13 protein-coding genes are annotated in these 13,134 nt (G+C 61.5%); 8 read left to right on the forward strand and 5 right to left on the reverse strand.

Annotated features, from left to right (window positions below):
• The first annotated feature begins 3 nt into the window (after positions 1-3).
• From pstA to DBR18_RS02575, 5 genes are all read left to right on the forward strand, one after another.
• Positions 4-1,674: a phosphate ABC transporter permease PstA gene (pstA, locus tag DBR18_RS02555; protein ID WP_108589138.1), complete on the forward strand. Its 1,671-nt coding sequence runs from the start codon at positions 4-6 to the stop codon at positions 1,672-1,674.
• Between the two features lie 184 nt (positions 1,675-1,858).
• Complete coding sequence (gene pstB, locus DBR18_RS02560; RefSeq protein ID WP_007962289.1) at positions 1,859-2,692, forward strand: phosphate ABC transporter ATP-binding protein PstB; 834 nt, start codon at positions 1,859-1,861, stop codon at positions 2,690-2,692.
• 72 nt (positions 2,693-2,764) lie between these two features.
• A complete protein-coding gene (phoU, locus tag DBR18_RS02565) occupies positions 2,765-3,526 on the forward strand; it encodes a phosphate signaling complex protein PhoU (RefSeq protein ID WP_007962290.1) in 762 nt (253 codons plus the stop codon).
• A gap of 178 nt (positions 3,527-3,704) precedes the next feature.
• Positions 3,705-4,661 (forward strand): response regulator, encoded by a 957-nt coding sequence (locus DBR18_RS02570; RefSeq protein WP_108589139.1) that lies wholly within the window; start codon positions 3,705-3,707, stop codon positions 4,659-4,661.
• Positions 4,662-4,845: 184 nt separating this feature from the next.
• The gene (locus tag DBR18_RS02575; protein ID WP_108589140.1) at positions 4,846-5,742 is read left to right on the forward strand and encodes a M23 family metallopeptidase; all 897 of its coding nucleotides are present in this window, start codon (positions 4,846-4,848) and stop codon (positions 5,740-5,742) included.
• A 181-nt stretch (positions 5,743-5,923) separates the two neighbouring features.
• Here DBR18_RS02575 and DBR18_RS02580 read toward each other — a convergent pair whose 3' ends face one another.
• The 3 genes from DBR18_RS02580 to phoB form a co-directional block, all read right to left on the reverse strand.
• Complete coding sequence (locus DBR18_RS02580) at positions 5,924-7,264, reverse strand: hemolysin family protein (protein WP_003229612.1); 1,341 nt, start codon at positions 7,262-7,264, stop codon at positions 5,924-5,926.
• Between the two features lie 123 nt (positions 7,265-7,387).
• On the reverse strand, positions 7,388-8,674 hold the full coding sequence (gene phoR / locus DBR18_RS02585) for a phosphate regulon sensor histidine kinase PhoR (protein ID WP_256588501.1): 1,287 nt from the start codon (positions 8,672-8,674) through the stop codon (positions 7,388-7,390).
• A 74-nt stretch (positions 8,675-8,748) separates the two neighbouring features.
• On the reverse strand, positions 8,749-9,438 hold the full coding sequence (gene phoB / locus DBR18_RS02590; protein WP_003229608.1) for a phosphate regulon transcriptional regulator PhoB: 690 nt from the start codon (positions 9,436-9,438) through the stop codon (positions 8,749-8,751).
• 151 nt (positions 9,439-9,589) lie between these two features.
• On the opposite strand from phoB, the gene DBR18_RS02595 reads away from it, so the two are divergent.
• Entirely contained in the window at positions 9,590-9,973 is a 384-nt protein-coding gene (locus tag DBR18_RS02595) for a hypothetical protein (protein ID WP_108589142.1), read from the forward strand.
• An 83-nt stretch (positions 9,974-10,056) separates the two neighbouring features.
• Here the strand turns inward: DBR18_RS02595 and ubiA are convergent, their stop codons facing one another.
• Positions 10,057-10,947, reverse strand: a complete 891-nt coding sequence (gene ubiA, locus DBR18_RS02600) for a 4-hydroxybenzoate octaprenyltransferase (protein WP_007962302.1) — start codon at positions 10,945-10,947, stop codon at positions 10,057-10,059.
• Positions 10,947-11,507: a chorismate lyase gene (locus DBR18_RS02605; RefSeq protein WP_108589143.1), complete on the reverse strand. Its 561-nt coding sequence runs from the start codon at positions 11,505-11,507 to the stop codon at positions 10,947-10,949. Before DBR18_RS02605 ends, ubiA begins: the two co-directional genes overlap by 1 nt.
• A 199-nt stretch (positions 11,508-11,706) precedes the next feature.
• On the opposite strand from DBR18_RS02605, the gene DBR18_RS02610 reads away from it, so the two are divergent.
• Positions 11,707-11,874: a rubredoxin gene (locus DBR18_RS02610; protein ID WP_003437744.1), complete on the forward strand. Its 168-nt coding sequence runs from the start codon at positions 11,707-11,709 to the stop codon at positions 11,872-11,874.
• A gap of 19 nt (positions 11,875-11,893) precedes the next feature.
• Positions 11,894-13,042, forward strand: a complete 1,149-nt coding sequence (locus DBR18_RS02615; protein WP_108589144.1) for an NAD(P)/FAD-dependent oxidoreductase — start codon at positions 11,894-11,896, stop codon at positions 13,040-13,042.
• Positions 13,043-13,134: the final 92 nt, after the last annotated feature.

A 13,134-nucleotide genomic window follows, 5' to 3' on the forward strand; every position in this document is an offset into this window, starting at 1 on the left:
TCTGTGAAACAGAACTCCCTGAATGGATGGTTCAAGAGCGGCGCCCCGGGCGTCTGGATCAGCGGTGGCGCGGTGTCCATCGCGGTCATCATGACCATTGGCCTGCTGGCGGTGATTGCCGTGCGCGGTCTGGGTCACTTCTGGCCGGCGGACCTGATCCGCGCCAGCTACGACGTACCGGGCCAGGCCAATCACCTGGTCATCGGCGAAGTGGTACAGAAAGAAGAAGTGCCCCGTGCACGCCTGAAAAGCGCCGGCCTGCCGGTGCCTGATCAGGGCCCGGAATTCATGACCCGCGAGCTGATCAAGGTCGGCAACCGTGACCTGAACGGCAACGACTTCACCTGGGTCGTCGGCGAATGGCTGACCAACCAGACCACGCCGCCGGAACTGATGGCGATCGAGCGTCGCGAGTGGGGCAACTTCTACGGCTACCTGGTCAACGTCAAACAGGACGGCAAGGTGATCGCCGAGGGCGAGGCCGCATGGCCTGAGCTGCAAGCGCGGATCAACCGTGTGAACGGCTTGGCAGCGCAACTCAAATCGCTGGAAAAGACTGACATCGGAGCGATCAACGCAGGGCTGGAACGCATCCGCCTGCACGGCCGCAAACTGGAACTGGACGGCAAGCTCGACGCCACCGCGCAAGCGGACATGGACGCCGAGCGTGCCGAGCTGAACGCGCGCTATCAGGACATCGAAGCCCGTCTGAGCGATCTGCATGCACAGTTCAACCGCGACGCACTGACCGCCCGCGATGCCAACGGCAAAGAGATCGAAATCAGCCTGGGCAAAGTGGTTCACGCTTACCAGCCGAACGCCATGGGCACGATGACCAAGATCGGTTTCTACTTCAGCAAGGTCTGGGAATTCCTGTCCGACGACCCGCGTGAAGCGAACACCGAAGGCGGGATCTTCCCGGCGATTTTCGGCACCGTGATGATGACCCTGATCATGGCGATGATCGTGACCCCGTTCGGCGTGCTGGCGGCGGTGTACCTGCGTGAATACGCCAAGCAGAACGCCCTGACCCGGATCATCCGCATCGCGGTGAACAACCTCGCCGGTGTTCCGGCGATCGTTTACGGCGTGTTCGGTCTGGGCTTCTTCGTCTACGTGCTGGGTGGTTCGGTCGACCGGCTGTTCTTCCCCGAAGCACTGCCGGCGCCGACGTTCGGTACACCGGGCCTGCTCTGGGCCTCGTTGACTCTGGCGTTGCTGGCGGTGCCGGTGGTGATCGTGGCGACCGAGGAAGGTCTGGCGCGTATCCCGCGTACCGTGCGTGAAGGCTCGCTGGCACTGGGCGCGACCAAGGCCGAGACGCTTTGGAAGATCGTCCTGCCGATGGCCAGCCCGGCGATGATGACCGGGATGATCCTCGCCGTGGCCCGCGCCGCCGGTGAAGTGGCGCCGCTGATGCTGGTGGGTGTGGTGAAACTGGCGCCGTCGCTGCCGGTGGATGGCAACTACCCGTATCTGCACCTGGACCAGAAGATCATGCACCTGGGCTTCCACATCTATGACGTCGGCTTCCAGAGCCCGAACGTCGAAGCCGCACGGCCGCTGGTGTACGCCACGGCGCTGCTGCTGGTGCTGGTGATCGCCACGTTGAACCTGTCGGCGGTGTGGATTCGTAACCATCTGCGCGAAAAATACAAAGCTTTGGACAGTTAACACAGACCCTGTGGGAGCTGGCTTGCCAGCGATGCAGGCGACTCGGTCTGCCAGTAACACCGCGGTGATGCCATCGCTGGCAAGCCAGCTCCCACAGGAGTCGCGACAGACACAGAATTTGAGTAACCCGCTGGCATTGTCCGGCGGTTCAACGAACCGAATTTGTTAGCACAGGGAGCCTCCCATGCAGCACGAAACACATACCCACGGCATCAACATGTCGGCCCTGGGTCGCGACAAGCAGAGCCTGAGCCTCGAACAGGAAACCGTGGCCATCGAAGTCCCGGGCCTGAGCCTGTTCTACGGCGAGAAGCAGGCGCTGTTCGACGTCAGCATGAACATCCCGAAACAGCGCGTGACCGCTTTCATCGGCCCGTCCGGCTGCGGCAAGTCCACGCTGCTGCGCACCTTCAACCGCATGAACGATCTGGTTGACGGCTGCCGTGTCGAAGGCGCGATCAACCTGTACGGCAACAACATCTATCGCAAGGGCGAAGACGTTGCCGAGCTGCGTCGTCGCGTCGGCATGGTGTTCCAGAAGCCCAACCCGTTCCCCAAGACCATCTACGAAAACGTGGTCTACGGTTTGCGCATTCAAGGCATCAACAAAAAGCGCATCCTCGATGAAGCGGTCGAGTGGGCGTTGAAAGGTGCGGCGCTGTGGGATGAAGTGAAGGATCGCCTGCACGACTCGGCACTCGGCCTGTCCGGTGGTCAGCAGCAGCGTCTGGTGATCGCGCGCACCATCGCGGTTGAGCCGGAAGTGCTGCTGCTCGATGAACCGTGCTCGGCTCTCGACCCGATCTCGACCCTGAAAGTCGAAGAACTGATCTACGAGCTGAAGTCCAAGTTCACCATCGTCATCGTGACCCACAACATGCAGCAGGCCGCGCGGGTTTCCGACTACACGGCGTTCATGTACATGGGCAAACTGGTGGAATTCGGCGACACCGACACCCTGTTCACCAATCCGGCGAAAAAGCAGACCGAAGACTACATCACCGGTCGTTACGGCTAGCAGATGACGGTTGCCCACAGAAATTGACGCTGCGGCCCGCCGCACCATACCGGACGCTCCAAGGACGCCAACATGATTAGTAAAGAAGGCCTTACCCACCACATTTCCGCGCAGTTCAACGCTGAACTGGAAGAAGTGCGCAGCCACCTGCTGGCCATGGGCGGGCTGGTCGAGAAACAGGTCAACGACGCGGTCACTGCGCTGATCGAGGCCGACTCGGGCCTGGCCCAGCAGGTGCGCGAGATCGACGACCAGATCAATCAGATGGAACGCAACATCGACGAAGAATGCCTGCGCATTCTCGCTCGTCGACAGCCGGCGGCGTCCGACCTGCGTTTGATCATCAGCATCTCCAAGTCGGTGATTGACCTGGAGCGCATCGGTGACGAAGCGACCAAGATCGCCCGCCGCGCCATTCAACTGTGTGAAGAAGGCGAAGCGCCGCGCGGTTACGTCGAAGTGCGTCACATCGGCGACCAGGTGCGCAACATGGTGCGCGATGCGCTGGACGCGTTTGCCCGCTTCGATGCCGATCTGGCGCTGTCGGTGGCGCAATACGACAAGGTCATTGACCGCGAATACAAGACCGCGCTGCGTGAGCTGGCGACCTACATGATGGAAGACCCGCGCTCTATCTCGCGGGTTCTGAGCATTATCTGGGTGTTGCGCTCGCTGGAGCGGATCGGCGACCACGCGCGTAACATCTCGGAGCTGGTGATCTACCTGGTGCGCGGCACCGATGTGCGCCACCTGGGCCTCAAGCGCATGAAAGAAGAAGTTCAAGGCACAAGCGGCGAAACCGCTAATGTTCCGGGCGATGCTGACGATAAGTAAGATTGCCTGAGAAAAGCGCCCGGCCCTTTGGCCGGGCGTTTTTGTTTATGGCGCTTGAACAGAAAACTGAATTGAAAAGCAGCACCCGCGAACGAAAAGTCCCGGCGTGACTGAAGATTGTTGGCAATGTGCCATCAGCAAAGCGGTATGCTTGCCGGGATTTTTATAGGGGTGTTGGATGAGCAAGATCAGTGTGTTGGTCGTGGACGATGCTTCGTTCATTCGCGACCTGGTGAAAAAATGCCTGCGTAACTACTTCCCGGGGATCCGCACCGAGGATGCCATCAACGGCAAAAAGGCCCAGGCCATGCTGGCCAAAGAAGCGTTCGACCTGGTCCTGTGCGATTGGGAAATGCCGGAAATGTCCGGTCTTGAACTGCTGACCTGGTGCCGTCAGCAAGACAATCTCAAGTCGATGCCATTCATCATGGTCACCAGCCGTGGCGATAAAGAGAACGTGGTGCAGGCGATTCAGGCCGGCGTTTCCGGCTATGTCAGCAAGCCGTTCACCAACGAGCAACTGCTGACCAAGGTCAAGCAGGCGCTGAACAAGGTCGGCAAGCTCGACGCCCTGATGAACAGCGCGCCAACCAAGATGAACTCGGCGTTCGGCAACGATTCCCTGAGCGCATTGACCGGTGGCAAGGCTGCCGTGGTCGGTGCTGCGCCAGCGGCGGCTGCGGTCAACCCGTTCGCTAAGCCTGCTGCAGCTGCTGCGGCGCCTGCTGCTGCACCGTCCCGTGGCTTGCTCAACAGTCCGCCGGTGCAGGCACCGGCTGCCTCGAAAGCGCCGGTCGGCGGTCGTGGTCAGGGTCAGTTGCGCCTGCCAAGTGGCACCCAGCAATGCGTGATCAAGGCCCTGAGCATCAAGGAAGCGCTGCTGGTGGTGAAACGCACCGAGACGCTGCCGCAGATCCTCGACAGTGCCGTGCTCGATCTGGAGCAGGGCGACAACGCGGAAATCGCTCGCCTCAATGGCTACCTGCACGCCGTGGTCGCCCACGAGCCGAAGCCGGACAGCGAATGGCTGCAATTGACCTTCCGCTTCGTCGATCAGGACGCGCAGAAGCTCGACTACATCTCCCGCCTGATCGCCCGTGGCACGGCGCAGAAGCATTTCGTTCCGGGCGCGTAAGCGGCGCATCGAAAAAGATCGCAGCCTGCGGCAGCTCCTACAGGATCGCATTCCAATGTAGGAGCTGCCGCAGGCTGCGATCTTTTGCTTTGTGCGCTGCCCAATTTGAAACATCTGTCGACTAGCCTGGTCTGTCTCAGCTGCTAGGCTCATTTCCAGGCCTTCCTTCGACAGACTCTTGCCCATGCTCGCGCGCCTGCTGTTTTTCTGTGGTCTTTTCCTGGCCTCCACCTCGACTGTGGCCATGACCATCTACAAATCCACCGATGCCAACGGCGTGGTCTCGTACAGCGACCGGCCGAGCAAGGGCTCCAAGGTGTTCGTGTTTCAGGATCGCATGGTCGAGCACCTCGAACGTCAGGTTTACCTCGACATCAAGAAACAGAAGGGCACCGACGTGGTGTTCGTGCGCAACGATCTGTATGCGCCGGTCGAGATTGCACTGGCGTTCACCGGCCTGAGCAATGTGCGTGGTGTTCCGGCGCAGACGATCCGTCGGGTGTTGCCGGCGCGCAGCAACACGCGGTTGGCGCTGCTCACGGCGATTACCCGTGGTCAGCCGCTGGTGTACTCACCGCAATTCCAGTATTCGCTGGGCGACCCCGCAGGCGCCGCGCAGAGCTATCGCTATCCGCTGCCGTGGCGGGGCGGGCCGTTCCGTCTCAGCCAGGGTGCCAACGGCCAATACAGCCACTTCGGACCGAAGAACCGGTATGCGATGGACATCGCCATGCCGGTGGGGACGCCGATCATTGCCGCACGGGCCGGGGTGGTGGTGAAAACCGAAAACTCGCAGAACGGGCGCGGCAATGATGCGTCCGGCAATTTCGTCCGAGTACTGCACGATGACGGCACGATGGGCGTGTACCTGCATCTCAAGCAGGGCTCGGTGAGCGTACGCGAAGGGCAGCGGGTGGTGGTCGGCAGCCCGCTGGCGCTGTCGGGCAATACCGGCAACAGCAGCGGCCCGCACCTGCACTTTGTGGTGCAGCGCAATACGGGGCAGGGGCTGGTGTCGATTCCGTATCAGTTCAACCAGCCACTGGGGGCGTTGCCCAACTTTGCGTTGGGCAAACAGTAGAACCGATCAATCAAGTGAGGGGCTTCTGTGGCGAGGGGATTTATCCCCGATGGGCTGCGAAGCAGCCCCAAATCCCCCAACCGGGTCATACCTGACAAATCGCATTTGCTGGCTTTGGGAGGGCTGCGCCCTCCATCGGGGATAAATCCCCTCGCCACAAAAGCCCCCCATCAGACGCGCATCAATCCAGCATCAACACCTTCGCCAGCACAATCTTCGGCCCTTTCATCTTCTTGATGATGATCCGCAGGCCTTCGACTTCAAGCACTTCTTCCTCTTCCGGCACGCGTTTGAGCGTCTCGTAGACCAAACCGGCGAGGGTTTCGGCTTCGATGTGATCCAGGTCGATACCGAGCAGGCGCTCAACCTTGAACAGCGGCGTGTCGCCACGCACCAACAGCTTGCCCGGCTGGTACGCGAGGATCCCGCGCTCGGCCTTGCGGTGTTCGTCCTGGATGTCGCCGACCAGCACTTCCAGCACGTCTTCCATGGTCAGATAGCCGATGATGTTGCCGTCGGCCTCTTCAACCACGGCGAAGTGCGAGCCGCCCTTGCGGAACTGCTCCAGCAGCTGCGACAGCGGCATGTGCCGCGACACGCGCTCCAGCGGGCGGGTCAGCTCGGCCAGGTTGAACGACTCCGGGATATGGTCCAGCGCCGCCAGTTCCAGCAGCAGGTCCTTGATGTGCAGCAGGCCGACGAACTCCTGGCGCTCGCTGTCATACACCGGATACCGGCTGAACTTGTGGCGACGGAACATCGCGAGGATTTCTTTCAGCGGCGCGTTGAATTCCAGGGTGATCAGGTCTTCGCGGGAGTTGGCCCAGTCGACCACCTCCAGTTCGCCCATCTCCACCGCCGAGGCCAGCACGCGCATGCCCTGGTCGCTCGGGTCCTGACCACGGCTGGAGTGCAGGATCAGTTTCAGTTCTTCGCGGCTGTAATGGTGTTCGTGGTGCGGGCCGGGTTCGCCCTGGCCAGCGATGCGCAGAATCGCGTTGGCGCTGGCGTTGAGCAGGTAGATCGCCGGGTACATCGCCCAGTAGAACAGGTACAGCGGCACCGCGGTCCACAGCGACAGCAGCTCGGGTTTGCGGATCGCCCACGACTTGGGCGCCAGCTCACCGACCACGATGTGCAGGTAGGAAATGATGAAGAACGCGGTAAAGAACGAAATGCCTTTGACCACTTCCGGCGACTGCACGCCGACCGCGCTCAGCAGCGGCTCGAGAATGTGCGCGAACGCCGGCTCACCGACCCAGCCCAGACCGAGGGAGGCGAGGGTGATACCGAGCTGGCACGCCGAGAGGTACGCATCGAGCTGACTGTGTACGGTGCGCAGGATGTGCCCGCGCCAGCCGTTCTTGTCGGCGATGGCCTCGACCCGGGTCGAGCGCAGTTTGACCATGGCGAATTCCGCCGCAACGAAGAAGCCGTTGAGCAAAACCAGGATCAGAGCGAAAAGAATCATGCCGAAATCGGCGAATATCGTAGCGAGGGACAAGCCAGGGGAAGGGTCCATGATGGAGTTTTGCAGGTTCCGTGTAATTCGTAAGAGAGAAAAAATCGCGCCTGAAAGGCAGACGCAAGTCAGCCAATGTAGCGGCTGACTTGGCGATTGCCTAGTGGCGCGTGCTGGCCGGTATCACTCGGCAGCGCTGATCGCCCGCGCCTGAGCGACCTGAGCCGGGGCGAAATGGCAGGTGAACGTGCTGCCATGACCGGGCACGCTGCTGATCTCCATCCGCGCGCGGTGGCGCAGCAACACGTGTTTGACGATCGCCAGGCCCAACCCGGTGCCGCCGGTGTTGGAGTTGCGACTGGAGTCGACGCGGTAGAAACGTTCGGTCAGGCGCGGCAGGTGCTTGCTGTCGATGCCGATCCCCGAATCCTGCACGCTCAGGTGTGCGCCCTGGTCGTCGCCCCACCAGCGGATGCGGATATTGCCCTCGGCCGGGGTGTATTTCACCGCGTTGAACACCAGGTTGGAAAACGCACTGCGCAGCTCCGCCTCGCTGCCCTTGAGCAGGATTTTGCCGTCGGCTTCGAGGGTGATGTGCTGGTTTTTCTGCCCGGACAACTGCTGGGCGTCGCTCTTGATCGATTGCAGCAGGGTATCGATCTGCACCGGCTGGTTGTCCGACGGATAGTCGGTGGCTTCCAGTTTCGCCAGCAACAGCAGGTCGTTGAGCAGCGTCTGCATGCGCCCGCCCTGTTGTTGCATCTGCTGCAGCGCGCGGCTCCAGCGCGGGTTCACTTCCTCGACATTATCGAGCAGGGTTTCCAGGTAGCCGCAGATCACTGTCAGCGGCGTGCGCAACTCGTGGGAGACGTTGGCGATGAAGTCTTTGCGCATCTGTTCCAGCTGATGGATGCGCGTGACGTCGCGCACCAGCATCAGATGCTCGTTATTGCCGTAGCGGGTGAGGTACAGCTGAATGCGCACCCGATCATTGGTCGGCGAGGGGATTTCCAGCGGTTCGGCGTAGCTTTCCTGCTCGAAATATTCCTTGAAGCGCGGATGGCGCACCAGGTTGGTCACCGGCTGGCCGCTGTCTTGCGGGGTCTTGAGGCCGAGCAGGGTTTCGGCGGCGCGGTTCCACCATTCCAGGTTGCCGTCGCTGTCGAGCATGATCACCGCATCTTTCAGCGCGGCGGTGGATTCCTGCACCCGGTCGATCACCGCTTGCAGGCGCCCCCGCACCCGTTGGTCGCGGCGCTGCAGGTGGTAGATGCTGTCGAACACCTCGCCCCACAGGCCATAGCCGTCGGGCGGTGCTTCATCGGGTTGGTGCAGTCGCAGCCATTCGTGCAGGCGCAGCAGTTGCTTGAGCGTCCAGGCCAGGTAAATACCCAGACCTGCTGCGAGGCTCCAGCCGTAATAGCCGCTGATCAGTCCGATCACCAGACAGGCGGTGACCAGCAACAGCATGTGGCGAATCAGGGTGCCATGCCAGTTTTGATTCACGGAAAATACGGTCCTTGTCAGCGAGTCTGGCGGTCGGATCAGGCCTTGGTGGAAAACCGGTAGCCGGTGCCGCGCACGGTTTGTACCAGATTTTCGTAGGCGTCGCCGAGGGCCTTGCGCAGGCGCCGGATGTGCACGTCGACGGTGCGTTCTTCAACATAGACGTTGCCGCCCCAGACCTGATCCAGCAATTGTCCGCGCGTATAGGCGCGTTCCTGGTGGGTCATGAAGAATTGCAGCAGACGGTATTCGGTCGGGCCCATTTCGGCTGGACGGCCGTCGATGGTCACGCGGTGGCTGATCGGGTCGAGCAGCAGGCCGCCGACTTCGATCGGCGCTTCGCCATCGGTCGGGCCGGCGCGACGCAGCACAGCCTTGAGGCGGGCCACCAGTTCCCGTGGGGAAAACGGTTTGGTGATGTAGTCGTCGGCGCCGACTTCAAGACCCTGGATCTTGTTGTCCTCTTCGCCCTTGGCGGTGAGCATGATGATCGGGATGTCCCCGGTCAACTCGTCGCGCTTGAGACGGCGGGCCAGTTCGATGCCGGAGGTGCCGGGCAGCATCCAGTCAAGCAGGATCAGGTCCGGTTTGCGGTCAACGATGATGGCGTGAGCCTGCTGCGAGTTCTCCGCCTCGAGGCAGTCATAGCCGGCCATTTCCAACGCAACGGCGATCATTTCGCGAATGGGCGCTTCGTCGTCGACGATCAGAATGCTCCTGCCAACCATGCCTTAATCCTCTTGTCATTTAACTGTCTTGCGCCGCATTAGATAACGGAATTATTGCAGTCGTGTGACAGTATTTTAGTCGCCCGGCGATTGTCCGGATCCTGGACTAAGCTCTAAGTCCGAATCCTGACAACCACAAAAGAAGGTTTCCATGACTCAAATGACTGCTTCTTTCAAAGCTCTGCTGCTGGCTGCTGCCGTTGCTTTACCGACCATGGCGTTTGCTGCTGAGCCAGCGATGGAGAAGGACGGCATGTTTACCGATCACAAGGGCATGACCCTGTATACCTTTGCCAAAGATTCTGCGGGCAAGTCCATGTGCAACGACAAGTGCGCGGCAAACTGGCCACCGCTGATGGCTGCGGCGGGTGACAAGTCCATGGGCGACTGGACGGTAATCAAACGTGATGACGGCAAGATGCAATGGGCCTACGAGGGCAAACCGCTGTATACGTTCGTGATGGACAAGAAGGCCGGTGACATGACCGGTGAAGGCAAAATGGACGGCGCCTGGCACGTCGCCAAGGCCAAGTAACGCAAAAGATCGCAGCCTTCGGCAGTTCCTACACTGGAATGTGTACACCCTGTAGGAGCTGCCGCAGGCTGCGATCTTTTCAATCAGCGCAACGCGTAATCCAGCACAATCCCGACAAAAATTGCCAACCCGGCCCAGTGGTTGTGCAGAAATGCCTTGAAGCAACGCATCCGGTCGCGATCGCGGGTGTACCAGAACTCCCACGCGTAACAGCCAGCGGCCACCAGCAAGCCGAGATGGAACCACACGCCCAGCTCGAACTTCGAGCCTGCCAGCAACAGGCAGCCAAGCGACAGCGCCTGCAGGGTGAGGATGATTATCCGATCGGCATCACCGAACAGAATCGCCGTGGATTTCACGCCGATCTTCAGATCGTCGTCACGGTCAGTCATCGCGTAATAGGTGTCGTACCCCACCGTCCACAGCAGATTGGCGATCCACAGCAGCCACGCCGCTGCCGGCAGCTCACCGGTCTCGGCGGTGAATGCCATCGGCATGCCCCACGAGAACGCCGCGCCGAGCACCACTTGCGGGTAATAGGTGTAGCGCTTCATGAACGGGTAGGTGAACGCCAGCGCCAGGCCGCCCAGCGACAACCAGATGGTCGGCGCATTGGTGCACAGCACCAGCAGGAAACTCACGCCCATCAGCAGCGCGAAGAACACCAGCGCCTCTTTCGAACTGATCTTGCCGCTGGCCAAGGGCCGTTGCGCGGTGCGTTTGACGTGGCCATCGACCTTGCGGTCGGCCCAGTCGTTGATCACGCAGCCGCCGGCGCGGGTCAGCACCACGCCAAGGACGAAAATCACGATGTTGGCCAGCGATGGCGAACCCTTGCCGGCAATCCATAGCGCCCACAGCGTCGGCCACAGTAGCAGGTAAATGCCAATCGGCTTGTCCATGCGGGTCAGCTGAATGAAGTCCCAGGCGCGCGGGTTCAAGCGGTTCAGGGACTTGAGCAGGCTCTGGTACATCAGCAGTTCTCCGGATGGGCGCGGGCGGTGGTCCACAAGGTCGGCAGGAATATCTCCGCCACCAGCACGCTCAAGGCGCCACGGTCGAAGCGCGAGCGGCGGCCCCACAGTTCCGGCGCGCGGCATTCTGAAGGCAGCCAGTCCTGCGGGTAGTGACAGACCTCGATGGCGCGGCGCTGGAAGGCGTGGTCGCAAAACAGCAGTTCACCCAGCGAACGGCTGCCCAGTTCATCCATGTGCAAGCCGTCGCCTTGCAGGGCGGCGCGGGACGCCACGCTGCGGGCGAACACCCAGGCCTCGCCATGCCCGCGCAGATACACCTCGCGCACCCAGCCTTCGCTGCCCTCGGCCAGCGCCAGCGCCGCGCATTCGTCGCTGCGCAGGGTGTCCCAGCCTTCGAACAATGGCGTGACGCTGAAGCCGTCGTTCGACAGTCGCGTCAGGCGGCGGGTCAGCGAGCCTTCGTCGAACAACCAGTCCAGGGTCAATGAATCGGGAAGGGGCGTCAGTCGGCTTTGAGTCAGCCAGAGCGGGGCCGGGCAGGCATTTGAATGGTGCACAATGAGTCATTATTGGCCGCAAATGAGGCGGCGAGCTTAACATGGCGTGCCGCGAATTTGATGGATCCGGGTCGCCGTTGCGCCGAACAGGCTTGCATCTGCCCGGCACCCTCAGTACAAAACGCCCTGAGCCGGATGGCGGCGCATCCCATCGACCCTCCGCGCCGACAATAAGCCTGAACCCTGAGGAAGTACCTGAATGAAAAAGTGGCAATGCATCGTCTGCGGCCTGATCTACAACGAAGCCGATGGCTGGCCGGATGACGGCATCGCGCCGGGCACCCTGTGGCAGGACGTGCCGGAAGACTGGCTGTGCCCCGACTGCGGCGTCGGCAAAATGGACTTTGAAATGATTGAAATCAACTAAGAAAAACAAGGAGTAAGGCATGAACGCACCTGTCGTGATCGTTGGCACCGGACTTGCGGGTTACAACCTGGCTCGCGAGTTTCGCAAACTCGATAGCGAAACCCCGCTGCTGCTGATTACCGCCGATGACGGGCGCTCTTACTCCAAGCCGATGCTCTCCACCGGTTTCGGCAAGAACAAGGATGCCGACGGCCTGAGCATGGCTGAACCGGGCACCATGGCCGAGCAGTTGAAGGCCGAAGTGCGGACCCATACGCGCATCAGCGGCATCGACGCCGGCCACAAGCGTCTGTGGATCGGCGAAGAAGCGGTGTACTACCGCGACCTGATCCTCGCCTGGGGCGCGGAAACGGTGCGCGTGCCGATCGAAGGTGATAGCGCAGATCGGGTGTTCCCGATCAACGATCTCGAAGACTACGCGCGTTTTCGTGCAGCAGCCGAAGGCAAGCGCCGGGTGCTGGTGCTCGGCGCCGGTCTGATCGGCTGCGAATTCGCCAACGACCTGATCCTCGGCGGCTACGAGGTGCAACTGGTTGCACCGTGCGAGCAAGTGATGCCGATGCTGCTGCACCCGGCTGCTGCGGCAGCCGTGCAGGCCGGGCTGGAAAGCCTGGGCGCGCGTTTCCACCTCGGCCCGGTGCTAACCCGCCTGCAAAAAGTCGCAGACGGGCTGGAGGCGCATCTGTCCGACGGTCAGGTGATTGCCTGCGACGTGGTGGTGTCGGCCATCGGCCTGCGTCCGCGTATCGATCTGGCGGCGGCTGCCGGCGTGCAGGTCAACCGTGGCGTGGTCGTCGACCGCCATCTGAAGACTTCCCACGCCAATATCTATGCCCTGGGCGACTGCGCCGAGGTCGATGGGCTGAATCTTTTGTACGTGATGCCCCTCATGAGCTGTGCGCGTGCGCTGGCACAAACCCTGACGGGCAATCCGACGGCCGTGAGCTATGGCGCGATGCCGATCACCGTAAAAACGCCGGTGTGCCCGCTGGTCGTTTCGCCACCGCCACGGGGCCGTGAAGGCGTCTGGACCGTCGAAGGGCAGGGCGCCGACATCAAGGCCCTGTGTCACAGCGCCGATGGCCAGTTGCTCGGCTATGCGCTGACTGGCGCGGCGGTGATGGAGAAACTCGCCCTGAACAAACAGCTTCCGGCCCTGCTGGCGTAAATACCGGTCGTTCTGTCGGAATCACCCCGCTTTTGCCCCTACAAAGGTCGCGGGGAGACTGGCGCAGCCGGTATCGGCGTGCCATTCTCACT

The organism is Pseudomonas sp. HMWF021 (assembly GCF_003061005.1).
GTDB lineage: Bacteria > Pseudomonadota > Gammaproteobacteria > Pseudomonadales > Pseudomonadaceae > Aquipseudomonas.